Origin of the sequence: Agromyces cerinus (genome assembly GCF_016907835.1) — a bacterium.
Taxonomy (GTDB): Bacteria; Actinomycetota; Actinomycetes; order Actinomycetales; family Microbacteriaceae; genus Agromyces; species Agromyces nitratus.
Map to the genome: position 1 here is coordinate 2,113,355 of NZ_JAFBCT010000001.1, position 21,551 is coordinate 2,134,905.

21 protein-coding genes are annotated in these 21,551 nt (G+C 71.2%); 5 read left to right on the forward strand and 16 right to left on the reverse strand.

What is annotated here, in order from left to right:
- The first annotated feature begins 186 nt into the window (after positions 1–186).
- Positions 187–1,446 (forward strand): aminotransferase class I/II-fold pyridoxal phosphate-dependent enzyme, encoded by a 1,260-nt coding sequence (locus JOE59_RS09765; RefSeq protein WP_307837021.1) that lies wholly within the window; start codon positions 187–189, stop codon positions 1,444–1,446.
- Here JOE59_RS09765 and JOE59_RS09770 read toward each other — a convergent pair.
- Positions 1,433–2,266 (reverse strand): carbon-nitrogen hydrolase family protein, encoded by an 834-nt coding sequence (locus JOE59_RS09770; RefSeq protein ID WP_204460153.1) that lies wholly within the window; start codon positions 2,264–2,266, stop codon positions 1,433–1,435. The two genes, JOE59_RS09765 and JOE59_RS09770, sit on opposite strands and share 14 nt — an antisense overlap.
- A 108-nt stretch (positions 2,267–2,374) precedes the next feature.
- Positions 2,375–2,782, reverse strand: coding sequence for a DUF7144 family membrane protein (locus JOE59_RS09775; protein WP_204460155.1), 408 nt, complete (start codon positions 2,780–2,782; stop codon positions 2,375–2,377).
- A gap of 228 nt (positions 2,783–3,010) precedes the next feature.
- Here JOE59_RS09775 and JOE59_RS09780 point away from each other — a divergent pair, with 228 nt between their 5' ends.
- Positions 3,011–5,269, forward strand: coding sequence for a winged helix-turn-helix domain-containing protein (locus tag JOE59_RS09780; protein WP_307837022.1), 2,259 nt, complete (start codon positions 3,011–3,013; stop codon positions 5,267–5,269).
- A 9-nt stretch (positions 5,270–5,278) separates the two neighbouring features.
- Here JOE59_RS09780 and JOE59_RS09785 read toward each other — a convergent pair whose 3' ends face one another.
- Positions 5,279–5,620: a carboxymuconolactone decarboxylase family protein gene (locus JOE59_RS09785; RefSeq protein ID WP_204460157.1), complete on the reverse strand. Its 342-nt coding sequence runs from the start codon at positions 5,618–5,620 to the stop codon at positions 5,279–5,281.
- A 269-nt stretch (positions 5,621–5,889) separates the two neighbouring features.
- On the opposite strand from JOE59_RS09785, the gene helR reads away from it, so the two are divergent.
- Positions 5,890–8,088, forward strand: a complete 2,199-nt coding sequence (helR, locus tag JOE59_RS09790) for an RNA polymerase recycling motor ATPase HelR (protein ID WP_204463344.1) — start codon at positions 5,890–5,892, stop codon at positions 8,086–8,088.
- 12 nt (positions 8,089–8,100) lie between these two features.
- Here the strand turns inward: helR and JOE59_RS09795 are convergent, their stop codons facing one another.
- The 9 genes from JOE59_RS09795 to JOE59_RS09840 form a co-directional block, all read right to left on the reverse strand.
- Positions 8,101–9,315, reverse strand: a complete 1,215-nt coding sequence (locus JOE59_RS09795; protein WP_239560192.1) for an acetyl-CoA C-acetyltransferase — start codon at positions 9,313–9,315, stop codon at positions 8,101–8,103.
- Entirely contained in the window at positions 9,315–9,968 is a 654-nt protein-coding gene (locus JOE59_RS09800) for a CoA transferase subunit B (RefSeq protein ID WP_204460159.1), read from the reverse strand. Before JOE59_RS09800 ends, JOE59_RS09795 begins: the two co-directional genes overlap by 1 nt.
- Positions 9,968–10,762, reverse strand: a complete 795-nt coding sequence (locus JOE59_RS09805) for a CoA transferase subunit A (RefSeq protein ID WP_204460160.1) — start codon at positions 10,760–10,762, stop codon at positions 9,968–9,970. Before JOE59_RS09805 ends, JOE59_RS09800 begins: the two co-directional genes overlap by 1 nt.
- Positions 10,763–10,779: 17 nt before the next feature.
- Positions 10,780–12,021, reverse strand: coding sequence for a bifunctional 3-oxoadipate enol-lactonase/4-carboxymuconolactone decarboxylase PcaDC (pcaDC, locus tag JOE59_RS18735; protein WP_239560193.1), 1,242 nt, complete (start codon positions 12,019–12,021; stop codon positions 10,780–10,782).
- Entirely contained in the window at positions 12,018–13,199 is a 1,182-nt protein-coding gene (locus JOE59_RS09820; protein ID WP_204460161.1) for a lyase family protein, read from the reverse strand. The genes pcaDC and JOE59_RS09820 overlap by 4 nt, the downstream gene beginning before the upstream one ends.
- Positions 13,196–13,813 carry a protocatechuate 3,4-dioxygenase subunit alpha gene (gene pcaG, locus JOE59_RS09825; protein ID WP_204460162.1) on the reverse strand — a complete coding sequence of 206 codons (618 nt, stop codon included), beginning with the start codon at positions 13,811–13,813 and terminating at the stop codon, positions 13,196–13,198. Before pcaG ends, JOE59_RS09820 begins: the two co-directional genes overlap by 4 nt.
- Positions 13,806–14,600: a protocatechuate 3,4-dioxygenase subunit beta gene (gene pcaH, locus JOE59_RS09830; RefSeq protein ID WP_204460163.1), complete on the reverse strand. Its 795-nt coding sequence runs from the start codon at positions 14,598–14,600 to the stop codon at positions 13,806–13,808. Before pcaH ends, pcaG begins: the two co-directional genes overlap by 8 nt.
- 2 nt (positions 14,601–14,602) lie before the next feature.
- Positions 14,603–15,793, reverse strand: a complete 1,191-nt coding sequence (locus JOE59_RS09835; protein WP_307837023.1) for a 4-hydroxybenzoate 3-monooxygenase — start codon at positions 15,791–15,793, stop codon at positions 14,603–14,605.
- A gap of 90 nt (positions 15,794–15,883) precedes the next feature.
- Positions 15,884–16,648 carry an IclR family transcriptional regulator gene (locus JOE59_RS09840; RefSeq protein WP_204460164.1) on the reverse strand — a complete coding sequence of 255 codons (765 nt, stop codon included), beginning with the start codon at positions 16,646–16,648 and terminating at the stop codon, positions 15,884–15,886.
- 154 nt (positions 16,649–16,802) lie between these two features.
- Here JOE59_RS09840 and JOE59_RS09845 point away from each other — a divergent pair, with 154 nt between their 5' ends.
- Positions 16,803–17,159 (forward strand): carboxymuconolactone decarboxylase, encoded by a 357-nt coding sequence (locus JOE59_RS09845; RefSeq protein WP_204460166.1) that lies wholly within the window; start codon positions 16,803–16,805, stop codon positions 17,157–17,159.
- A gap of 16 nt (positions 17,160–17,175) precedes the next feature.
- On the opposite strand, the gene JOE59_RS09850 is transcribed toward JOE59_RS09845, so the two are convergent.
- Positions 17,176–18,390, reverse strand: a complete 1,215-nt coding sequence (locus JOE59_RS09850; protein ID WP_204460169.1) for an AI-2E family transporter — start codon at positions 18,388–18,390, stop codon at positions 17,176–17,178.
- A 345-nt stretch (positions 18,391–18,735) separates the two neighbouring features.
- Between JOE59_RS09850 and JOE59_RS09855 the strand changes: the two genes are divergently transcribed.
- The gene (locus JOE59_RS09855; protein WP_204460170.1) at positions 18,736–19,131 is read left to right on the forward strand and encodes an SHOCT domain-containing protein; all 396 of its coding nucleotides are present in this window, start codon (positions 18,736–18,738) and stop codon (positions 19,129–19,131) included.
- An 80-nt stretch (positions 19,132–19,211) separates the two neighbouring features.
- Here the strand turns inward: JOE59_RS09855 and JOE59_RS09860 are convergent, their stop codons facing one another.
- The 3 genes from JOE59_RS09860 to JOE59_RS09870 form a co-directional block, all read right to left on the reverse strand.
- Positions 19,212–19,700 (reverse strand): universal stress protein, encoded by a 489-nt coding sequence (locus JOE59_RS09860; protein ID WP_204460171.1) that lies wholly within the window; start codon positions 19,698–19,700, stop codon positions 19,212–19,214.
- 200 nt (positions 19,701–19,900) lie between these two features.
- The gene (trxB, locus tag JOE59_RS09865; protein ID WP_204460172.1) at positions 19,901–20,890 is read right to left on the reverse strand and encodes a thioredoxin-disulfide reductase; all 990 of its coding nucleotides are present in this window, start codon (positions 20,888–20,890) and stop codon (positions 19,901–19,903) included.
- Positions 20,883–21,551 carry an arsenate reductase ArsC gene (locus JOE59_RS09870; protein ID WP_204460173.1) on the reverse strand — a complete coding sequence of 223 codons (669 nt, stop codon included), beginning with the start codon at positions 21,549–21,551 and terminating at the stop codon, positions 20,883–20,885. Before JOE59_RS09870 ends, trxB begins: the two co-directional genes overlap by 8 nt.

Below are 21,551 nucleotides of genomic sequence, written 5' to 3' on the forward strand. Positions count from 1 at the left end.
CGATGCCAGCATCCCGAAGCAAGCTGTGTGCCCGATCGGCGGAGTCTATGACTCTGCTATCCCCGCGCCGGGATTTCTCCGAATGCGGTCGGGGAGCTCCGCTGCCTGCGCCAGCGTACCGGCCCCACCCTCGCGTTCGGTGAGAACGGGAGTGATCAGCGAGTGCCGCTCGCGTACGGTGAGACCGTGAGCGACTTCTCCCCCGCATCGGGCCTCGCGCCATGGCAGCGCACCGCGGCCGGCGCCGGTCTCCTCGCCGCCGACGGCTCGATCGCCCCGACGATCTTCGCCGAGATGAGCGCGCTGGCCGCCCGCACTGGTGCGATCAACCTCGGGCAGGGCTTCCCTGACGAGGACGGCCCGGCCGAGGTGCTCGAGGCCGCGCGGCAGGCGATCGCCGACGGCGTGAACCAGTACCCGCCGGGACTCGGCCTGCCGGTGCTGCGCGAGGCCATCGCCGCCCATCAGCGCCGGTGGTACGGCATCGAGCTCGACGCGGCATCCGAAGTGCTCGTGACGGCGGGCGCCACGGAGGCACTCGCGGCCACCCTGCTCGCCTTCGTCGACGCCGGAGACGAGGTCGTGACGTTCGAGCCGTACTACGACGCCTACGCCGCGATCATCGCCCGCGCCGGCGGGGTGCATCGCACGGTGCCGCTGCGCTGGAGGCGCGAGCCGGGCGAGCCGGGCACAACTTCGAGCACCGGCTCCGGCTGGCGGCCCGACCACGACGAGCTGCGCGCGGCCGTGACCGACCGCACCCGTGTGATCCTCGTGAACTCGCCCCACAACCCGACGGGCGCGGTGCTCGACGCCGAGACGCTCGCGCTCGTCGTCGAGCTCGCCGAACGGCACGACGTGCTGATCGTGACCGACGAGGTCTACGAGCACCTCGTGTTCGGCGCAGCTCACACCCCGATCGCGACCCTCCCGGGCGCCCGCGAGCGCACCATCTCGATCTCGTCGGGCGGCAAGACCTTCTCGACCACGGGGTGGAAGATCGGCTGGCTCACCGCGCCGGCACCGCTCGTGACGGCCGTGCTCGCGGTGAAGCAGTACCTGACCTACGTCAACGGCGCTCCCTTCCAGCCGGCGATCGCGACCGGGCTCGGCCTGCCCGACGCCTTCTTCACGGATGCCGCGACAACCCTCGCGGCCAAGCGCGACGTGCTCGCCGCCGGCCTCGAGGCCGCGGGCTTCGCGCTCTCGCTCCCGCAGGCGGGGTACTTCGTCATCGCGGATGCCGCGCCGCTCGGGTTCACCGACGGCGCCGAGCTGTGCCGGGCCCTCCCGGGGCTCGCGGGCGTCGTCGGCGTGCCCGTCACGGCGTTCGTGCACCCCGATCGCCAGGGCGACTACGCGAGCCTCGTGCGCTTCGCGTTCTGCAAGCGGCGCGAGGTGCTCGAGGAGGCCTCGGCCAGACTCTCCCGGCTCAGCGCGGGGTGACGGTGAAACGCCGCAGCGCGAGTGCGGGGTTCACCTCGCGCACGGCGTCGATGCGCTGCTTCGAGATCCAGGCGACCGCGACATCCGTCGTCTCGCCGATGGTGGCGAGTTCGACGCCCATCGGGTCGACGATCATGCTGTTGCCCGCGCCGACCGGCGGCGCGTGGTCGGCCGCGGCGACGTAGATCGTGTTCTCGAGCGCCCGCGCGGTCGTGAGTACACGCCAGTGCGCCTCCTTCAACGGGCCGCGCACCCACTCGGCGGGCATGCACACGACGTCGGCGCCGGCGTCGACGATGCGCCGGGTGACCTCGGGGAACCGCGCGTCGTAGCAGGTCTGCAGGCCGAAGCGGATGCCTCCGGCCTCGAACGTCTCGGGCTCCTCGATCGCCCCCGGGGCGACCCATTCCGACTCCTGCTGCCCGAATGCGTCGTAGAGGTGCAGCTTGCGGTAGGTGGCGACGATGCCCGCGCCGGGCGCGACCGCGACGACGGTGTTCGCGACGCGTCGGTCGTCGGCGGCGTCGCCCTCGCGGTCGAGCCGTTCGATCATGCCGGCGACGAGGTGCACGCCGAGCCGATCGGCGACCGCGGCGAGATGGGCCGTGAACGCGCCATCGAGGGACTCCGCCGCGGTGAGCCATCCCTCACCGGGTTCGGGGGTGAAGTGGCTCGAGTACTCGGGGAAGACCACGAGGCCCGCGCCACGCGCTGCGGCGAGCGCGGCGAGTCGCTCGATCTCGGCGCGATTGCGCGGTGCGTCGTCACTCGGTGCGAACTGCGCGACGGCGATGCCGAAGCCCTCGCTCTCCCTCTGCATGCCCACAGCCTATGGCGCTCTGCGGCGGGTGACCGGTCGCACGACATGGCCGCAGGCACTGGACCCCCCGGTCCCAGCGCCTGCGGCAGTCTCGAAGTTCGGCGGTGACTATCCGTCCGCCTGCGCGAGTTCCCGGCCGTGGGCGGTGATCGCGTAGATGACGAGGATGTCGATGCCGATGACGATGACCGACCACCACGGCTGCGCCGGAATGAGGAGCAGCTGCCCGAGAGCACTCAGGGAGACGACGATGATCGCGACGACCCTCGCCCAGGTCGCACCCGAGAGGAGCGCGACACCCGTGAGCACGAGCAGCAGGCCGATGATGAGGTTCCACCATCCCCAGCCCGTGATGTCGAAGAGGAAGAGTCCCTCTTCGGTGGCCGCGTAGTAGGTGTTGGAGCCGAGCAGTGCGATGAACGCCTGAAGGGCGCTGAACGCACCGTTCAGGATGAGGATGATGGCCGCGAAGCCGATCCATCCGATCCATCCGGTCTGCTGTGGTGCAGTGCTCATGATCGTGACGCCCTCCTGCTCGGCGCCGTCGACGAGTGCGTCGGCCGGCGATTCGGTTGAACACTCGTCAGCGTGGCGCTGATCGGCCCGCAGGGCATCATTCAGATCGCATGATTGACGGTTTCCGCGGTTCTGCGGGCGTTCGCGGTTCGCGGCGCCTCCAGCAGTATCCCGACACACCCTGATCGGGGCGTTGTTGCCGGCACTCCCGCTCAATATGCTTCGACCGTGCGCGGTGATGCCCTGTCGGCGGAGACGCCGGAAGTCGAGCTCGAACGACAGCTGCTCGACGCCAAGCTGTCAGCCCCGGAGCCGCCGGCCCGGGGCTACGTCAGCCGCGCCCCGCAGATCGAGGCGGCCCGCTCGAGCGGGCGCCGATTCGTCGGGGTCACCGCCCCCGCCGGATACGGGAAGTCGAGCCTGCTCGCCGAGTGGGCGCGCCGCGACAGCCGCCCGGTGGCGTGGGTGTCGCTCGATCGGTACGACGACGACCCGGCAGCGCTGCTGGCGCTCCTCGCCGAAGCCTTCGCCCGCATCGAGCCCGGCGCCGCCCGGCTGCCGCAACGGGTGACGGGCCACGCCGCCGCAGTGCTCGGCCGCGGGGCGCCGCTGCTCGCCGCCGCGCTGCGTCACGCGCCGCACCCGTTCGTGCTGATGCTCGACGATCTGCAGGAACTGCGCGACCCCGCCTGTCACGACGTGTTGAGCGTGGTCTTCGCGGGGATCCCCACCGGTTCTCAACTCGTCGCGGCCAGCCGCGGCGAGCAGCAGCACCTGCCGCGTGCTCGCGCGGACGGCGATGCCTTCGCCATCACGGCGCACGACCTGGCGCTCGACGAGGCCGGCGCCCGTGCGATCTTCGCCGGCACGCAGGTGCCGCTCTCACCCGAGGACGCGGTCGAACTCGTCGAACGCACCGAGGGGTGGCCGGTCGGCGTCGTGCTCGCGGCGGCGATCGCGGAGGAGATCGGCGAGGCACCCAAGACGGTCTCGGGAGACGACCGCTACGTCGCCGACTATCTCTACCGCGAGTCGCTCGTCACCCTTCCCGAGCACCAGCAGCGGTTCCTGCGTCGCACGGCGGTGCTCGACACCATTTCGGCGCCCCTCTGCGACGCGGTCCTCGAGACCCACGACGCGCAGTCGATGCTGCAGGAACTCGACGCGTCCAACGTCTTCATCGTGCCGCTCGACCGCAGCCGGGGCTGGTACCGCTATCACGCGCTCTACCGCGAGTTCCTGCTCGGCGAACTCCGGCGGCTCGAGCCCGAGGCGCTGCCCGAGCTCCAGAGTCGCGCGGCGAGCTGGTTCGAGCTGCATGGGTCGCCCGCGATGGCGATCGAGCTCCTGCTCGACCAGCCCGACGAACGCGCACGTACCGTTCGCCTGATCGCCGCGACGGCGCTGCCGAGCTACCAGGCCGGACAGTTCGCGACCGTGCAGCGCTGGATGACGGCGATCGGCGATCCGGCGATCGAGGGCTACCCGCCCCTGGCCGTGCTCGCCGGGTGGGTCATGGCGCTCTCAGGGCAGGCCACGGAGGCGGCGCGATGGGCCTCCGTGCTCGAACGCGTCTCCTACGAGGGCCGGCCCGACGACGGATCCGCCTCGTTCGAGTCCGCGCGCGCGATGCTCCGCTCGGTGATGTGCCCTGCCGGACCCGCACAGGCGCTGACGGACGCCGAGTACGCCTGCGCGGCCGAACCGAGCTGGAGTGCCTGGCGCGATCAGGCACTCCTGCTGCTGGGCGAAGCGCGCCTGCTCATCGGCGACAACGCGGGTGCTGTTGCGGCATTCGGCGATAGCGCCACCATCGCATCGACGACGGGCAACGCCGAGGGCCTGATCCTCTCGACGGCCGAGCTCGCCCTGCTGTCGATGGATGACGGGCGGTGGGACGATGCCACCACGCACCTCACGGTGGCACTCGGCGCGATCGACGAACTGCACATGGACGACTACGCGACCGCGGTGCTCGCGTTCACGCAGGCAGCACGACTCGCACTCCACCGGGGCGATCTCGTCGCCGTGCGGCGGGAGCTCACCCGTGCGATGCGAGCCCGCCCTGCCTGCACCGATGCGGTTCCGTACCTCGCTGTGCGGACGCGCTTGCAGCTCGCCAAGGTCCACTGGGCGATCGCCGATCACTCGACCGCGCATCACCTGCTGCGGGAGATCGACGACATCCTGCTGATCCGCCCCGATCTCGGCACGCTCGTCGACCAGGTCGACGACTTCCGCCGCTTCGTCGCCGCGAACGAGCAGCAGGGCGAGCAGGGCGGCCCGCCCCTCACGCCGGCGGAGCTTCGCCTCCTGCCCTACCTGCAGACCCACCTCTCGGTTCGGGAGATCGGAGAGCGGCTCTTCGTCTCGCGCAACACCGTGAGCTCGGAACTCGGATCGATCTATCGCAAGCTCGGCGTCTCCGCCCGGAGCGAGGCCGTCGAGCGTGCCACGCAGCTCGGGCTGCTCGGCTCGGGGCTCTGAGCCGCCGGTTCACCGGGACGGTTGGTCGCCGAAGACGTCGACATCGACGTCGTGGCCGAGCGCGAGCGCGATCTTCGGCGCGGCGGCGACGACGCGCGGGAGCCCGACGACGGGGATGACCCCGACCAGCACGTCCACGATCTGCGCCGCTGTGCTGCCGGCGCTGATGGCCGCATCGACCTGCGCGCCGAACGAGGGCTCCGCTCCGCCGATCGAGACGAGCGCGGCGATCCGCGCGAGGGCCAACGACTTCGGGTCCAGCCGACCGGGACCGTCGACGACCTCATCGAGATCCTCGGCGAGACGGTCGTCGTTGATCGCGAGCCGTCGAAGCCGATCGGTGTAGTCCATGACGTCATCTCCTCCGCGCGCCGAGACCTGCATCGTGTGACAGGCAACCCCGTCAGGGCTCCGGCCGCATCACCTACAAGGGATGATTCGCGCGTGAGGGGGATGATCCGCGCCTGCGAACGAATGATTCGCGGGCATGAAAAAGGAGAGCACGCCTGCTCTCCACTCTCAGGATATCGCGGAGAGGGGGGCTTGCGGCAAGGGCCCCTCGACGGCGCATACTGATCGGCCGAGCCGGAGACCTCCGCTCGCGACCCAGAGGAGCCGCACTGACTTCGCACGTATTCGACCTGCCCGACAGCCTCGCCGCGAAGGCCGGCCCGGCGCTCATCGCCGGCGACGAGGAGCACTTCGCCGCCATCGCGGACGCCCTCCGGCATTCCATCGCCGAGGTCTCCGACCGTCTCGCGGTCCAACTGCGATCGCCCGGCGGGAGCGGCCAGGCGGCGCTCGACCGCGACCTCGAGATCCACCGCCTCTCCGGGCGCCTGGGCACGCTTCGCCGCTTCGGCCTCGACCTGTGCCTGGGCAGGATCGTCGCCGCCGACGGCGGCGAACCCGTGTACATCGGGCGCCTCGGCCTCACCGGCGCCGATGGTCGCCGCTTGCTCCTCGACTGGCGCTCCCCCGCCGCCGAGCCCTTCTTCGGTGCGACGCACGGCGACCCGATGGGCCTGACCAGCCGCCGCAGGTACCGCTGGACCGGTGGCCGCGTCACCGACTACTGGGACGAGGTGTTCACGCCCGACGCGCTCGCCGGGCACGCGGCGCTCGACGACCAGTCGGCGTTCATCGCGAGCCTCGGCGGCTCCCGTTCGGCCAGGATGCACGACGTGCTCGGCACCATCCAGGCCGACCAGGACGCCATCATCCGCGCGGGCTCTCGCGGCGCCCTCGTCGTCGACGGCGGGCCGGGTACCGGAAAGACCGTCGTCGCCCTGCACCGCACCGCCTACCTGCTGTACTCCGACCCGCGACTCGGGCACCGCCGCGGCGGCGTGCTGTTCATCGGACCGCACCAGCCGTACCTCGACTACGTCGCCGACATCCTCCCCGGCCTCGGCGAGGAGGGCGTGGCGACGTGCACCCTCCGCGATCTCGTCCCGGAGGGTGCTGCCGCCGTGAGCGAGGCCGACCCCGCGGTCGCCGGCGCGAAGGCGTCGGGTGAGCTCGTGCGGGCCGTCGAACGCGCGGTCGGCCACTACGAACGCCCGCCGCGCGAGGGGATGACGGTCGAGACGCCGTGGGCCGACGTCTGGGTCGACCCCGACGACTGGCAGGAGGCGTTCGACGCACCCGAACCCGCCACCCCGCATAACGAGGGGCGCCTGCAGGTCTGGGAGGAGCTGCTGAGCATCCTGAGCGACCGACGCGACGACGACGTGGAGCCCGACGAGCTCCGCGCTGCGCTCGCCGACAGCCGTGAACTGCGCGTGACCTTCAACCGCGCCTGGCCGGTGCTCGACCCGGCCGGCGTGGTCGCCGACCTGTGGTCGGTGCCCGCGTACCTGCGGCGATGCGCACCCTGGCTCTCGGACGACGAGGTGCAGGTGCTGCAGCGCCCCGACCCGCGTGCGTGGACCGTCGCCGACCTCCCGTACCTCGACGCGGCACGGCAGCGCATCGGCGAACCCGAGGCATCCCTCGACCGTCGACGGCGCGAGGCCGCAGCCGCCGCCCAGCGCGAGGAGATGGCGCGGGTCATCGACAACCTGCTCGAGTCGCAGGTGCACGACGACGGCGAAGGCGTCATGACGATGCTGCGCGGGCAGGACGTGCAGTACTCGCTCATCGACGAGGCCGAACTGCCGAGCCGCGATGCCGACGAGCTCGCCGGCCCGTTCGCGCACATCGTCGTCGACGAGGCCCAGGAGCTGACGGATGCCGAGTGGCGGATGGTGCTCGCCCGTTGCCCCTCGCGGAGCCTCACGATCGTCGGCGACCGTGCGCAGGCGAGGCACGGGTTCGCCGAGTCGTGGCAGCAGCGCCTCGCCCGCGTCGGGCTCGACCACGTCGCGCTCGCCCACCTCACCATCAACTACCGCACGCCCGAAGAGGTCATGGCCGAGGCGGAGCCCGTCATCAGGGCCGCGATCCCCGACGCCAACGTGCCGACGTCGGTGCGCAGCAGCGGCGTCCCGGTCGCTCACAGGTCGGTGGCCGAACTCGACGGAATCCTCGAGGCCTGGCTCGCCGAGCACGCCGAGGGCACCGCGTGCGTGATCGCACGCGACGACGCAGGCATCGGCAGCGGCGGCACCGGCGTCGGCGTCGGCGGCAGCACCGCGGCATCCGGGCTGCCGCCGCGCGTCAGGTCGCTGACGCCCGAGCTCGCGAAGGGCCTCGAGTTCGACCTCGTCGTGCTCATCGACCCCGAGTCCTTCGGCACCGGCGTCGAGGGGGCGGTCGACCGCTACGTCGCGATGACGCGGGCGACGCAGCGGCTCGTGATCCTCACGAGCGCCTGATCGCGCTCGGCATCAGGCCCGCTCGAAGACCGCAGCGAGCGCCTGGCCGCCGCCGATGCACATGGTCTCGAGGGCGAGCGAGCCGTCGAGGGCCGGCAGCTCGTGCGCGAGCGTCGCGAGCATGCGGATGCCGGTGGCGCCGATCGGATGACCGATCGAGATGCCGCTCCCCCGAGGGTTCACCCGCGGGTCGTCGGCGTCGACGCGCCAGTCGGCGAGGCACGCGAGCACCTGCACCGCGAACGCCTCGTTGAGTTCGATCAGGTCGAGATCGTCGAAGCCGATTCCGGCGCGCGCGAGCGCGAGGTTCGCCGCGGGCACGGGCGCGACGCCGAAGCGCAGCGGGTCGTTGCCGGCGACGGCCCACGAGACGAGCCGCAGCATCGGCACGAGCCCGAGCTCGGCGGCCCGCTGCGGCGTGGTGACGATGCACGCGGCGGCCGCGTCGTTCTGCCCGCTCGAGTTGCCCGCGGTCACGGTCGCTCCGGCGTGCGTGCGGCCGAGGATCGGCCGGAGGCCGCCGAGCGCGGCGAGCGAGGTGTCGGCGCGCGGATGCTCGTCGCGATCGACGAGCACCGACCGACGACGGCCGGGCACCTCGACGGGCACGAGTTCGGGGTCGAACGCGCCGGACTCCTGGGCGGCGACGGCCCGTTGGTGCGAGCGCAGGGCGAGCGCGTCCTGCGCCTCGCGCGAGATGCCGTACTCGGCGCGCAGCAGTTCGGCCGAGCCGACATTGCCGTCGGGTGTCGGGAATCGCCGGCCGCCGACCGCCTCGCGGCCGCGCGACAGTGCGTCGCGGAGCAGCAGCCCGGCACCGGTGACGCCTCGGCGACCTTCCACCGTGTACAGCGGCGCGTTCGACATGGACTCGACGCCGAGCGCGATCACCGCATCGGCGACGTCGGTCTGCACCTCCATGGCGGCGTTCAGCACCGCCTGCAGGCCCGAGCCGCAGCGGCGGTCGAGCTGGTAGCCGGTCGTCTCGACGCCGAACCCGGCGTCGAGGGCGGCGACGCGGCCGATCGCCGGCGCCTCCATCGTCGGGTAGCCCTGTGCGGCGATGACCCCGTCGATCGCCGCGACGTCGACGCCGCTGCGTTCGACGAGCGCGGTCAGCACCGTCGTCGCGAGGTCGAGGGCCGGCACCGCGGCGAGCGCGCCGCCCATGCGTCCGACGGGGGTGCGCAGCGGCGAGCAGACGACGACCTCACGCAGTTCGGTCATCACGCCCCCGCCTCGACGGCGTCGTCGACGGCGAACGGGGCGCCCGTGGCATCCGTCACCTGCTCGATCGTGGCGCCGGGGGCGAGTTCGACGAGCACGAGCCCGTCGCCGGTGACGTCGAAGACCGCGAGGTCGGTGACGATGCGGTCGACGCAGGCCTTGCCGGTCAGCGGCAGGGTGCAGAGCTCGACGATCTTCGGCGAGCCGTCCTTCGCGACGTGCTCCATGACGACGATCACGCGTTCGGCGCCGTTCACGAGGTCCATGGCCCCGCCCATGCCCTTGACCATCTTGCCGGGCACCGCCCAGTTGGCGATGTCGCCGTGCGCCGAGACCTGCATCGCCCCGAGCACCGCGGTCGTGATGCGCCCGCCGCGGATCATGCCGAAGCTCGCCGCCGAGTCGAAGTACGACGCGCCGGGCAGCACGGTCACGGTCTCCTTGCCGGCGTTGATGAGCTTCGGGTCCTCCTCGCCCTCCCACGGGTAGGGCCCGACGCCGAGCACGCCGTTCTCGGAGTGCAGCACGACCTCGACGCCCTCTGGCAGGTGGTTCGGAATCAGCGTCGGCAGGCCGATGCCGAGGTTGACGTAGGTGCCGTCCTCGAGTTCGCGGGCGGCGCGGGCGGCCATCTCGTCGCGGGTGAGCGGCATCAGCGTTCCGTTCCGGCGCCCGCGGGGCGGGGCCGCACGGTCACCTTCTCGATGGGCAGGTCGGAGGACTGCTCGGGCGTGAGCACGACGACCCGGTCGACGTGGATGCCCGGCAGGTGGATGTCGTCGGGGCCGAGCACGCCCGGCTCGACGAGTTCGTCGACCTCGGCGATCGTGATGCGGCCGGCCATGGCCGCGAGCGGGTTGAAGTTGCGGGCCGCCTTCTCGAAGCGGAGGTTGCCGTGCCGGTCGCCGACGGCCGCGCGCACGAGGCCGTAGTCGGTGCGGATGGCACGCTCAAGCACGTACTCCCGGGGCGCGCCGAAGACGTCGAACGGCCGCAGTTCCTTGGGGTCGCTCGTGATCGCGACCGAGCCGTCGGGCGCGTAGCGCAGCGGCATGCCGCCGTCGGAGACCGCCGTGCCGGCGCCCGTCGCCGTATAGAACGCGGGGATGCCGACGCCGCCGGCGCGGAGCCGTTCGGCGAGCGTGCCCTGCGGCGTGAGCTCGACCTCGATCTCGCCGGACAGGTACTGGCGGCCGAACTCCTTGTTCTCGCCGATGTAGCTCGCGATGACGCGGCGGATGCGGCCCGCGGAAAGCAGCTCGCCCAGGCCCCAGCCGTCGACGCCGCAGTTGTTCGAGACGACCTCGAGTCCGCCGACGCCGCTCGCCAGCAGCGCCCGGATGATCGTGATGGGCACGCCCGACAGCCCGAAGCCGCCGACCGCGAGCGAGGCGCCCTCGGGGATGTCGGCGACCGCGGCGGCGGCGCTCTCGGAGCTCTTGTCCATGGGGTGATTCCTCTGTGTCAGTCGTTCGGGTCGGATGCCGCGGTCGCATCGCCGGATGCGGCATCGCGGGTCGCGGCATCCGCCTCGGCGAACACCTCGCGCGCGATCGCGAACGCCTCGTTCGACGCGGGCAGTCCCGCGTAGAGGGCAGTGTGCAGCAGCACCTCGGCGATCTCGTCGCGGGTGAGTCCGTTGCGGAGCGCCGCGCGCACGTGCATCGCGATCTCGCCGTGGTGGCCGCCGGTCGTGAGGCTCGCGAGGGTCGTGATCGAGCGTTCGCGGCGCGAGAGTCCGGGTCGTTCCCACACCTCTCCCCACGCGTAGCGGGTGAGGAAGTCCTGGAACACGGCGGTCTCGGGCGTCGTGCCCGCGACGGCGCGGTCGACATGCGCGTCGCCGAGCACCTCGCGGCGCACGCGCATGCCGCGGTCGTGGGCGATGGAAGCCGCGGCGGCCCGCTCCGCGACGGCGAGGTGGTCGGCGATGAGCTCCGCGGCCTGTCGCGGTCGCTCGAGCACGGCGAGGTGCGACGCGTCGTCGAGCGACACGTGGCGGGCACCGGGGATCGCATCGGCGAGGGCCTGCGTCGATGCCGGGGTGGTGACCGCGTCGTACTCGCCGCTGATGGCCAGCACCGGCACGGCGAGCGCGGCGAGATCGCCCGTGCGGTCGAAGCCGGCAAGGGCCTCGGTGCAGCGCGCATACGACACGTCGTCGACGTCGACGAGTGCGGCGAGCGCCCGTGCGCCCGCACCCGACGCGTCCCGTTCGAGGAACCCGGGCGCGAACCAGCGCGATGCACTGCCGGTGACGAGGGACGCGGTGCCGCTCGCCCGCACCGCGGCCGCACGATCGAGCCAGCCGTCTGCGGTGCCGATGCGCGCGCCGCTGCAGCTCGATACGAGGCTCCGCACTCGTTCGGGGCGGGCGAGCGCGAGTTCGAGGGCGACCGCGCCGCCGAGCGAGACGCCGGCGAGGTGGAACGCCCCGCCGCCGGCCTCGTCGACGACGGCGAGCACGGCGTCGGCCAGCTCGGCGATGGTGAACGGCTCGGTCGCCGCCGGGCTCGCGCCGTGCCCGGGCAGGTCGATGCGGAGCACGCGAAGCCCCGCGGTGCGGTCGTCGGCCCGCATCGCGTCGACGACGCCATCCCAGAGGGCGGCGGTCGTGCCGAGCGAGGGCAGCAGCACGAGGAGCGGATTCGATGCTGCGGGCGCGGTGCCCGGTGCGAACGCCCCGAGCAGTCTGGGAACGGTCATGCGTGCGGCTCCTGGTCGGCGATTCGGGTGAAGCGGGCGACGGCACGGTCGACGACGCGATCGGATGCCGCGGCGAGCACGTCGCGCGAGGGGCGCTCGCCGGCCGGGCCGGCGTGCTCGAGGAGCTCGACGGCGCGGTCGCGGTCGAACTCGAGGCTGCCGAGGAGGCGAGCTGCGGAGGCGGAGGCGGATCGCGCGAGTCGCACGAGTCGCCGCAGCGATGCCCACTCGGCGTGCCAGCGGCCCGCGGAGCGCTCGTCGCCGGCGATCGCGGCGGCGGCGATCACCTGGAGCAGGCCGGGAGCCTCGGTCGCGGCAGCCGTGATCGCGACGGCGTCGACGGGGTTGCGCTTGTGCGGCATCGCCGACGAACCGCCGCCGCCCGAGAGGCGAACCTCGCCGATCTCCTCGCGGGAGAGGAAGGTCACGTCGCCCGCGATGCGGCCGAGCACGGCGACCACGGCGGCGGCGGCCGACGCGACGGCCAGCACCGGGGTGCGCTCGGTGTGCCAGGAACGGTCGGGATCGGCGAGCCCGAGCAGGGCCGCGAGTTCGGCGCGCACCTCCTCGGAGCCGCCCGGCCGTGCGGCCGCGGCATCCGCTGCCGTGCCCGTGCCGACGGCTCCGCCGAACTGCACCGGGAAGACGACCGCATCGATCGCGTCGACGGCCGAGGCCAGGCCGTCGAGCCAGCCCGCGGCAAGCACGCCGAGGGTGCTCGCCTCGGCCTGTCGCGCCAGGGAGCGGGCGAGTCGCGGGCTGTGCCGCTCGAGCTGCGCACTCGCCACGAGCCCACTGCCCGCCTCGACGAGGAGGGCGCGGGCATCGTGCAGTGCGTCGCGCGCGACGAGCATGAGGGCCGTGTCGACGACGTCCTGGCTCGTCGCGCCGAGGTGGAGCGGTGCCGTGTCGAACCCCGCCGCCGACAGCTGCGCCTGGAGCGCCGGCACGAGGGCGACGACGGGCACGCCGTCGCGGGCGACGCCGCGCTGCAGCGCGGCCCGGTCGAGGGACGCCGCGTCGAGCACGTCGGCCGCCGCGTCGAGCGGATCGCCCAGCACGCTCCCCCAGGCTCGGAGGAGCGCCCGCTCGACCTCGACCATGGCCGAAAGCACCGCGTCGTCGTCGGTGCCGGCGCGGTCTGCCGCGCCCGGATCGAGGAGTCCCCAGTCGGTCATCGCTGCATCTCCTCGTGTCGGCCGTCGAGCCCGAAATCGAGGGCTGCGAATTCGAGGAACACCGTCTCGCCCTCGCCCTGCAGCCGGATGTCGAATCGGTAGGAACCCGGTGCGTCCGACACGGCGACGAGGGTGTTCCGCCGCGCCGGGTCGACGCTCGACAGGAGCGGATCAGTGCCGTTCGCCGCGGCCTCGTCGTCGAAGTAGGCCCGCGTGAAGAGGTGGTGCAGCACGCCGCGCGCGAAGACGGTCACGAGCAGGTACGGCGCGAGGCCCGTGCGGGTCGCACCCGGCTTGATCGTCGTGAACGCGTAGTGTCCGCCACGGTCGACGGCCGCTCGCCCGAAGCCCGAGAACCCGTGCGCGTCGCGGTCGAGCACGCCTCGCTCCGTGGGCGGGCGGCCCGCGGCATCCGCACCCCAGATCTCGACGATCGCGTCGGGGATCGGATCGCCGGCGCCATCGAAGACCGTGCCGTGCAGGCGGATGGCGTCGGACTGCCACGCTGCGCGCACGTCTGACCCGCCTGCATAGGGCAGCGCGTACCCGAAGAACGGGCCGACGGTCTGGGCGGGAGTCTGCGCGAGTGGCTGATGAGTGGGCTGCTCAGGCATGGTCGGCGTCCTCCGGTTCCATCGGGGTCGACTTCGAGCCCGTGAGCACCACGTCCCACCGGTAGCCGAGCGCCCACTCGGGCTCGCTCACGTCGTGGTCGTACGTCGCGACGAGCCGGTCGCGCGCGCCCTGGTCGCTGATCGACTGGTAGATCGGGTCGAGCGCGAAGAGCGGGTCGCCCGGGAAGTACATCTGCGTGATCAGTCGCTGCGTGAACTCCGAGCCGAAGAACGAGAAGTGGATGTGCGCTGGTCGCCAGGCGTTGCGGTGGTTCTTCCACGGGTAGGCGCCCGGCTTGATCGTCGTGAGCCGATACGAGCCGTCGTCGCCGGTGATCATGCGCCCGACGCCCGTGAAGTTCGGGTCGAGCGGCGCCGGGTGCTGGTCGCGCTTGTGCACATATCGACCCGAGGCGTTGGCCTGCCAGATCTCCACGAGCTGGTTCCGCACGGGCCGACCCTCGCCGTCGAGCACCCGCCCGGTGAGGATGATGCGCTCGCCGAGCGGTTCGCCGGTGTGCTGGATCGTCAGGTCGGCCTCCTCGGCCGCGACATCCGTGTGCCCGAACGCGGGCGAGACGAGCTCGATCTCCTCGGGGTCGGCGCGCACGAGCTCATGCGTCGGATGCCGCAGCCGCGTGGAGCGGTACGGCGGGAAGTCCCGCGGCGGGTGGGCGGGCACCGGGGCGCCGGATGCCGCGGCGTCGTGTGCGGCGCGGTGGAGCGCGGCGATCTCGGTGCTGATGACCTGCTGGGTCTCGCCGGGTTGGGGTGCTGGTCGTGGCATGGTCACTCCGTGAAGGGAAGGCCGGTGTACTGCTCGGCGAGGCTCCGGCGAGCGGCGAGGGAACCGGTGAGGTGGTCGAGCTGGCCCACCTGGCTGCGATAGCGGAAGGCGCGCGCCGAGGCATCCGGAACCTCGTGGTGCACGTGCAGCATCTCGGTCATCCACTGCGAGAAGTGCTGCACCTTCCACTGGCGGGCGAGGGCGCGGTCGCTGTACCGGGCGAGGCCGGTGTCGTCGCCGGCGCGGTGGTCGAGGATCGCCCGCCCGAGCATCGCCACGTCGGCGAGCGCGGAGTTCAGCCCCTTCGCGCCGGTCGGCGGCACGATGTGACCGGCGTCGCCGACGAGGAACATGCGACCGTGCTGCAGGGTCGACGTCACGAAGCTGCGCATCGGCGTCACCGACTTCTCGGTGATCGGGCCCTCCTGCAGCCGCCAGCCCTCGAGGCCGAGCCGCTCGTGCAGCCCATCCCAGATGCGCGCGTCGCTCCAGTCGTCGATCGACTCGTCGGGCGCGACCTGCACGTAGAGACGCGAGACCTCGAGCGAGCGCATCGAGTGCATGCCGAAGCCGTCGGGGTGCAGGGCGTAGATCAGGTCGTCGGTCGACGGCGGCACGTCGGCGAGGATGCCGAGCCAGCCGAACGGATAGCTGCGCTCGAAGGCCTCGATCTCGCCGGCGGGGATCGAGCGGCGGCAGACGCCGTGGTAGCCGTCGGCGCCGACGACGAGGTCGCACTCGATCTCGACGGTGACGCCGTCGTGCGTGTAGCCCACCGTGGGACGCGGGCCGGTGACGCCGGCCGGCTGCACCTCCTTCGCCTCGAAGACGATCGTCGATCCGATGCGGTCGTGCTCGGCGAGCAGGTGGGCGACGAGCGTCTGCTGCCCGTAGACGGTGACAGTGCGCCCGACGAGATCGAGGAAGTCGATGTGGTGGCGCTCGCCCTCGTACTGCAGGTAGATGCCGTGGTGGGTGAGCCCGCGCTCGCGGAGGTCGGCATCGAGGCCGTGCCGGGCGAGGAGGTCGACCGAGCCCTGTTCGAGCACGCCGGCGCGGATGCGTCCGAGCACGTGCTCGCGCGTCTGCGCCTCGAGGATGACGAAGGGCACCCCCGCCTGCGCGAGGAGGTGGCCGAGCATGAGGCCCGCCGGGCCCGCGCCGATGATGGCCACTGAGGTGGATGCTGGCACGTACGAGCCTCTCGCGTCGTCGGGATGGTCGTGACGAGCTTGGCGCGAACGACCTCGCCGTCGACGATGGCTTCCGCTGAGCGGAAGGGCTCAGTCGACGTGCGCGCGATATCCGAGGGCCGATGAGATGCCCCGCGCGGCCATGCGCACGCCGAGCGAGATCTGCGGCTCGGCCAGCCGGTCGACGTGCGCGACGATCGACACGGCGGCGAGCACCTCGCCGGTGGCGTCGCGCACCGGGGCGGCGATCGAGAACGCGCCGGGCGTGAGCTCCTCGACCGTCGTCGCGATGCCGGTCGAGCGGATCTCGGCCATGCGCCGGCGCAGGCCCCGCTCGTCGGTGATCGTGCGGGGCTGATACGCGCGGGGCTCCGAGGCGAGCAGGTCGTCGAGCACCTCGGGCGGCGCGTACGTGAGCAGCACGAGGCCGACACCCGTGGCGTGCAGCGGCAGCCGCGAACCGATATCGGAGATGGCGGGCACGGCCGCCGGGCCGGAGAGCCGCTCCAGGTAGGTGGCGCCGAGCCCGTCGCGGATCGCCAGGTGCACGTGCTCGTGCGTCGACTCGAGCAGGTCCTCGAGGTACGGCATCGCCACTCGTCGAAGCCGCATGGCGGTCGGCTGCCGAACCCCGAGTCGCCAGACCCGCACGCCGATCCGATAGGTGCCGTCGTCGCCGCGCTCGAGGCCGCCCCACTCGACCCACTCGGCCACGAGCCGGTGCGCGGTCGACAGCGGCAGGTTCGCACGGCCGGCGATCTCGCTCAGCGAGAGCTGCTCCCGGCCGCTGAAGGCATCGGCGATCGCGAAGACCTTGCGGGCGACCGACCGCTGATCACCGCCTCCACCCGCCATGCGATCACCTTACGACGCGTGGCCGATGAGGAGGTGAGACACATGCTCCGGGCGTTTCGTTCGATCTCGGTGATGCCGCGCCCTCGCGTCCCGACTCCAATGGCGCTTGGGGCGCCGCTGTGCTCCGCCACGAACCCCTTGGAAAGGACCCATCATGTCCGATGAGATGAACGACGACGACGCCCCCGTGCTCGACCTGCTCACGCGGATGACCGCGGACTCGTTCGAGGCATCGACCCTCGATCTCCAGACGCTGATGCTCGTGCGCATCGCCGCACTCGTCGCCGTCGATGCGGCGCCCGTCTCCTACGCGCTCAACCTCGACGTCGGCGGCGAGGTCGGAATCGATGCCGAGAGTCTGCGCGGCGTCCTCACCGCGATCGCGCCGATCGTCGGCACAGCCAGGGTCGCTTCGGCCACCGCGAACATCGTCAAGGCGCTCGCGACCGAGATCGCGCTGGACGATCTCGAGATCGCCCTCCTCGACGAGGACGACGACGAGCAGTCCTGACGCGACCGCCCGCTGATCACATGGCGGAAGCGGGCGGAATGCCTCGTGGCGCACCGCTCGCCTTCTCGGCCTTGCGCGCCTTGCGCTCGGCCTTCGCCGCGGCGTCGAGCTCGGCCATGACCTCCCGCGTCTCGTCGAGTTCGCCGAGCATCGGCCGGATCCAGCTCATCTGCGGGTTCGAGTCGACGAGGATGAGGCGCACCAGGAGCGTCAGCGGGATCGCGAGGATCGCTCCGATGGGGCCGATCACGACGGCCCAGAACAGCACCGAGAAGAACGTGATCGTCTGGCTCAGGTTCACGGCCTTGCCGATGACCCGCGGCTGGATCACCGACTGGATGACGCCGTTGATGATGGCGTACACGACGACGACCACGATGACCATCGGCCACCCGCCGACCAGCGCGGCGAAGATGATCGGCGGAATGAGCGCGATGAAGTAGCCGATGTTCGGGATGAACGAGCAGACGAACGCGAGCAGACCCCAGATGAACGCGCCCGGCACCCCGATGATCAGCAACGCGATCCAGTCGACGATGCCCTGCGCGAGGCCGAGCACCGTGGTCGCGACCATGTACCGGCGCACGTTCGCCCCGTAGGTCACGAGCGAGGCGACGATCAGCGGCCGTGCCGGGTACAGCTGCTTGAGCAGGGTCGGCACGAAGCCGGCGTCCATGCCCATCAGCAGCAGCATCGTGAAGATGATGACGAGCAGCGAGAGCCACCCCGTGAGACCGCCGATCAGGCCGCCGAGGAAACTGAGCAGCGAGGCCGGGTCGAAGCTCGCGAAGATGCTGTCGACCTCGCCGGAGGCGACGCCGATCGACGACAGCCAGGCCGCGACATCCTGCCCGAACGCGGCGATCTGGTCGCTGAACTCCGCCAGCAGGGCACCGAACTGCCCGAACGCGACCACCATCGCGTAGCCCAGCGCGAGCAGCAGCCCGATGACCGTCACGATCACCGCCCCGGTCGCGATGCCCCGAGGCACACCGCGCCTCTCGAGCCACACACGGAGCGGATGCACGCAGATCGTCAGCACGACGCCGAGGAAGAACGGGGCGAAGATGCCGGCGATCGCCGCGAGGCCGAAGGCCGCGATGGTCGCCCCGCCGATCCCCATCATGATGAACGCGTTGCGGTGAGGGTTCGTCGGCTCGGCCAGTGCGGTCGAATCCTCGGTCTCGTCACCGGGCGAATGCTCCGCAGTCCGCTTCCTGTTCCACCACATGGTGTTCTCCGATCTCGGTCGCGCCGACGGCCGGCTCGATGCGCGCCGGTCGGCCGATTCGCGGGCGCCGGTCCCGTTCCGGTGCGCGACGACGCTACCGAGCGCAGCGGCAGTCCGAATCATTCGATCTGCGTGATGCAGCGGGGGTGCACCTCCCGTGCAGCATCCGAGGCTCGGCCGATGAGCGTCGCGATCGAACCGGTGTGGTGTGCCCCCAACGCGAATCCAGGTCGGATGTCGCGGGCACCCGGGACTTCATCCGAATCGCATGATGCGCCCGAAACTCCCGAGCCGTACTCTCGCGGCAGGTGCGGTGAACCCCGCAACGATACGAAAGGCGTCGATATGAACAGCTTCTGGGACTTCATCGTCTGGCTCTTCTGGTTCTACGTGGTCATCGCGTGCATCTGGATCTTCATCACCGTGATCGTCGACATCTTCAGGGACCATTCGCTGAACGGGTGGATGAAGGCGCTCTGGGTGCTGTTCCTCGTGTTCGTGCCCTTCCTGGCGGCGTTCATCTACCTGATCGCCCGCGGTCGAGGCATGGCGGAACGCAACGCAGCGAGGGTCGCGGAATCCCAGGCGGCGAGCGCCGACTACATCCGGAGCGTCGCGGGCTCCTCCGGCTCATCGTCGACGGCAGCCGAGATCGAGAAGGGCAAGCAGCTCCTCGACAGCGGCGCGATCACCCAGGCCGAGTTCGATGCGCTGAAGTCCAAGGCGCTGCAGTCCGCGTAGTACGCGGACTCGAACACGAGGGATGCCGGGCGTCGGGCGACGCCCGGCATCGTCGTGTGCGGCCGACGGGGCGTCAGAGGTCAGGCGTCGCGATTGATCGGAACGAGCAGCACGGGGCGGTCCTGCCCCATCGCGAGCGCCTTCGCCAGTGAGCCGGTGAAGAACTCCTCCACGCGGTGGAGCGTCCCGTGCCGGCGCGTGCCGACGATGAGCATCCGCGAGTCGACGTCCGCGGCAAGCCGTGACAAGGCGCTCGCCGGATCCCCCGCGAGCACGCGGAAGGACCAGCGGATGTCGGTTTCCGCGAGTGCCGCGCTGAGCATGTCGCTGACCCCCGCTGCAACGCCCGCCATCTCCTCGTCCATCTCAGGATCGAGCGACTCGCGCGTGCGCGGTTCGGTGGAGTCGAGTTCGACGAGCGCGCTGTTGAGCTCGACGTAGGCGAAGATGACCTCGCAGTCGAACGAACGAGCAGTGCGTTCGGCCGTCTGGATGAGCCGCGACGGCAGACCCGGCTTGATGCCCACCACGATCGGGCCGTCTTCGAGATGGGTTGCCGATTCCGACATGTCGCTACCGCCAGTTCTCCGCCGAGCTCGATGGAACGCCTTCGCGCCAGTCAAACATGACTCGCACCCCCTGCGACAGTGGCAAGTGAACGTGCCGATGACGCTGCGTCGGTCAAGGCTTTCGTGCGGCGGTCGCCGTTGCACCCTGGATGATGGCCCCGAGGCGATCGCGGAAGAGGGGCCTGCAGCGTGAAGCATCCCTACAACGGCGTTTCCAAGATGATGGCCGCCTGCTCTGCAACCGGGTCGGCGAGGCCGTGCGCCGCCAGGTAGTGCTCGGCGTCGAGTGCGGCTGCGCATCCGGTGCCCGCAGCGGTGATGGCCTGCCGGTACCGCTTGTCGACGAGGTCGCCGCACGCGAAGACGCCCTCGACGTTCGTATGAGTCGACGGATGCCGCACCCTCACGTAGCCGTCTGCGTCGAGTTCGACCTGGCCGGCGACGAGCGCACTGCGCGGGTCATGGCCGATCGCGATGAACAGGCCGGTCGCGTCGAGCGCGGCATCCTCACCGGTCGTGGTGTCTCGCAATCGGAGGCGCTCGAGCCCGTCGTCACCCTCGGCCGCGATGACCTCGGCGTTCCAGTAGGGGCGGATCTTCGGATTCGCCAGTGCCCGTTCCTGCATGATGCGGGAGGCGCGCAGTGAGTCACGGCGGTGCACGAGGGTGACGGAGTCGGCGAAGCGCGTGAGGAACATCGCCTCCTCGAGCGCCGAATCGCCGCCACCGACGACCGCGATGTCCTTGCCCCGGAAGAAGAAGCCGTCGCACGTGGCGCACCACGAGACACCGCGGCCGGTGAGCCGCTCCTCGCCCTCGATCCCGAGCTTGCGGTAGGCGGAGCCCATCGCGAGGACGACGGCATGCGCCCGGTATTCGACGCCGTTGATGGTGCGAATGATCTTGACGTCGCCGGTGAGTTCGACTTCGGTGGCGTCGTCGTAGACGATGCGGGCGCCGAATCGTTCGGCCTGTTGCCGCATCTGTTCCATCAGGTCGGGTCCCATGATGCCTTCGGCGAAGCCGGGGAAGTTCTCGACCTCGGTCGTCGTGACGAGGGCGCCGCCCGCCTCGACCGAGCTCGCGAGCACGACCGGCGCGAGTCCTGCACGTGCGAGGTAGACCGCGGCCGTATAGCCCGCGGGGCCTGAGCCGATGACGACGACGTTCTCGACGGTCTGGTCACTCATCGGACCCGCCTTCCAGTGTCTGCAGGAGTTGTTCGATGTGGGCGCGGATCTCGTCGCGGACCCGGCGCACCTCATCCAGACCGAGGAGCTCGGGATCGTCGAGCTGCCAGTCCAGGTAGCGCTTGCCCGGGTAGATCGGGCAGGCATCGCCACAGCCCATCGTGACGACGACATCGGCGGCCTGCACGACGTCGTCGGTCAGGGGCTTCGGGAACTCGCGGCTGGGATCGAGGCCGATCTCCTCGAGCGCGAGCACGACGGCGGGGTTGAGTTCCGCGGTCGGCGCGGACCCCGCTGAGCGCACATGGATGCGGTCGCCAGCGATGCTGTGGGTGAGCACGGCCGCCATCTGCGAGCGTCCAGCGTTCTGCTCGCAGACGAAGAGCACCTCAGGTACGTCGCGAGCGATCGCACCCTTCGCCTGGGCGAGGGCGGTCATCCGATCGGCGGCGAAGCGGGCGACCCGGGTCGCGAGGTGCGCTTTGACCGTCGCAGTGCGGAGCAGCGCCGTGTACGACTCCAATACGTACCGCTCGACCGTCTCGGCGTTGAACGTTCCGTCGAATCTCTCAGCGAGCTGCAGCGACAAATCGTGCAGATATCGCTCCGGATAGCTGATGCCTGACAACCCGCGTCGCCCGGCGGCGTTGAAGTCGGACAT

What these genes read in the sequence shown, in the direction of transcription:
- JOE59_RS09770 (WP_204460153.1), bottom strand. Translation starts at nt 2,266, where the DNA reads ATGCAGAGGGAGAGCGAGGGCTTCGGCATCGCCGTCGCGCAGTTCGCA.
- JOE59_RS09775 (WP_204460155.1), bottom strand. Translation starts at nt 2,782, where the DNA reads ATGAGCACTGCACCACAGCAGACCGGATGGATCGGATGGATCGGCTTC.
- JOE59_RS09785 (WP_204460157.1), bottom strand. Translation starts at nt 5,620, where the DNA reads ATGGACTACACCGATCGGCTTCGACGGCTCGCGATCAACGACGACCGT.
- JOE59_RS09795 (WP_239560192.1), bottom strand. Translation starts at nt 9,315, where the DNA reads ATGACCGAACTGCGTGAGGTCGTCGTCTGCTCGCCGCTGCGCACCCCC.
- JOE59_RS09800 (WP_204460159.1), bottom strand. Translation starts at nt 9,968, where the DNA reads ATGCCGCTCACCCGCGACGAGATGGCCGCCCGCGCCGCCCGCGAACTC.
- JOE59_RS09805 (WP_204460160.1), bottom strand. Translation starts at nt 10,762, where the DNA reads ATGGACAAGAGCTCCGAGAGCGCCGCCGCCGCGGTCGCCGACATCCCC.
- pcaDC (WP_239560193.1), bottom strand. Translation starts at nt 12,021, where the DNA reads ATGACCGTTCCCAGACTGCTCGGGGCGTTCGCACCGGGCACCGCGCCC.
- JOE59_RS09820 (WP_204460161.1), bottom strand. Translation starts at nt 13,199, where the DNA reads ATGACCGACTGGGGACTCCTCGATCCGGGCGCGGCAGACCGCGCCGGC.
- pcaG (WP_204460162.1), bottom strand. Translation starts at nt 13,813, where the DNA reads ATGCCTGAGCAGCCCACTCATCAGCCACTCGCGCAGACTCCCGCCCAG.
- pcaH (WP_204460163.1), bottom strand. Translation starts at nt 14,600, where the DNA reads ATGCCACGACCAGCACCCCAACCCGGCGAGACCCAGCAGGTCATCAGC.
- JOE59_RS09840 (WP_204460164.1), bottom strand. Translation starts at nt 16,648, where the DNA reads ATGGCGGGTGGAGGCGGTGATCAGCGGTCGGTCGCCCGCAAGGTCTTC.
- JOE59_RS09845 (WP_204460166.1), top strand. Translation starts at nt 16,803, where the DNA reads ATGTCCGATGAGATGAACGACGACGACGCCCCCGTGCTCGACCTGCTC.
- JOE59_RS09850 (WP_204460169.1), bottom strand. Translation starts at nt 18,390, where the DNA reads ATGTGGTGGAACAGGAAGCGGACTGCGGAGCATTCGCCCGGTGACGAG.
- JOE59_RS09855 (WP_204460170.1), top strand. Translation starts at nt 18,736, where the DNA reads ATGAACAGCTTCTGGGACTTCATCGTCTGGCTCTTCTGGTTCTACGTG.
- JOE59_RS09860 (WP_204460171.1), bottom strand. Translation starts at nt 19,700, where the DNA reads ATGTCGGAATCGGCAACCCATCTCGAAGACGGCCCGATCGTGGTGGGC.
- trxB (WP_204460172.1), bottom strand. Translation starts at nt 20,890, where the DNA reads ATGAGTGACCAGACCGTCGAGAACGTCGTCGTCATCGGCTCAGGCCCC.
- JOE59_RS09870 (WP_204460173.1), bottom strand. Translation starts at nt 21,551, where the DNA reads ATGTCCGACTTCAACGCCGCCGGGCGACGCGGGTTGTCAGGCATCAGC.